We start from the raw sequence: 1,341 nt of genomic DNA, 5'->3' as shown, positions 1-1,341 counted from the left end.
CCTCCCCGCGCCCACCGCCCGCACCTTCACCGGCCCCGACGGCCGCGAGGTGCACGCCAACCTCTATCCGCCGCGCAACCCTGACTTCACCGCACCGCCGGGCGAACTGCCGCCCTATGTCGTCTTCGCCCACGGCGGGCCCACCAGCCGCAGCCCCATGGTGCTCGACCTGGAGATCGCCTACTTCACCAGCCGGGGCATCGGCGTGGTGGAGGTCAACTACGGCGGCTCCACCGGCCACGGCCGCGAGTACCGCAACCGGCTGCGCGGCCAGTGGGGTGTGGTGGACGTCGAGGACTGCGCCACCGCCGCCCGTGCGCTGGCCGCCGAGGGGACCGCGGACCCGCGGCGGCTGGCGATCCGCGGCGGCAGCGCGGGCGGCTGGACCACCGCCGCCTCCCTCACCGGCACCGACCTCTACCGCTGCGGCGCCATCCGCTACCCCGTGCTGGACCTCACCGCGTGGAGCAGCGGCGGCGAGACCCATGACTTCGAGTCCCGCTACCTGGACAGCCTGATCGGCCCGCTGCCCGAGGCGGCCGACCGCTACCGCGAACGGTCCCCGGTCACCCACGCCGACCGGCTCACCGTGCCGTTCCTGCTGCTGCAGGGACTGGACGACGTCATCTGCCCACCGGCGCAGGCCCAGCGGCTGGTCGACCGCGCCGCCGAGCGGGGGGTCCCGCACCGCTATCTCACCTTCCCCGGCGAGGGGCACGGCTTCCGCCGCGCCGACACCATCACGACCGCTCTGGAGGCCGAACTCGCCCTCTACACCGAGGCCTTCGGCTCCGGCCGGTGACCCGGGGCCGCCGGGGGCCGGCCGGGGCGCCCCGGCGGCGGGGCGGTCCGGCGCCCGGGGCGCCGGCGTGTGAGGATCCCAGGGAGCACCGCCCGCCCCGCCAGCCCAGCCCAGGAGCCGCCGTATGGCCGAGCCCGTCCGCCCCCTCGTCCGCCCCCGGCGGCTGGTGCCCGGGGACCGTGTGGTCGTGGTGGCACCCAGCGGGTCGGTGCCCGCCGACCGGCTGCACCTGGGATGCGGCATCCTGCGCTCCTGGGGACTGGACGTCGAGGTGGCCCCGCATGTGCTCGGCGTCCACCCGGAGCTGCGCTATCTGGCCGGCACCGACGCCGACCGCGCCCGCGACCTGGAGCAGGCCTGGCTCGACCCGGGTGTCGCCGCGGTGGTCTGCGCCCGCGGCGGCTACGGCGTCCAGCGCCTCGTCGACCTGCTCGACTGGGAGGCGATGCGGGCGGTGCCGCCCAAGGTCCTCGTCGGCTACAGCGACGTCACCGCGCTGCACGAGGCGTTCGCCGTCCGGCTGGGCCTGGCCACCGTGC

Annotated in this window: 2 protein-coding genes; both read left to right on the top strand. The window is 76.4% G+C overall.

Going from position 1 to position 1,341, the window contains the following annotated elements; all coding sequences use genetic code 11:
- The coding region (locus AOK09_RS34050; RefSeq protein WP_157876149.1) for a S9 family peptidase at positions 1–802 on the top strand (802 nt) is incomplete at its 5' end.
- A 124-nt stretch (positions 803–926) separates the two neighbouring features.
- Positions 927–1,341: LD-carboxypeptidase (locus AOK09_RS34045; protein ID WP_169797103.1), on the top strand; the 415-nt coding region annotated here is incomplete at its 3' end.

Origin of the sequence: Peterkaempfera griseoplana (assembly GCF_001418575.1) — a bacterium.
Lineage (GTDB): Bacteria > Actinomycetota > Actinomycetes > Streptomycetales > Streptomycetaceae > Peterkaempfera > Peterkaempfera griseoplana.
This window is presented reverse-complemented; position numbering and strand designations above follow the sequence as displayed.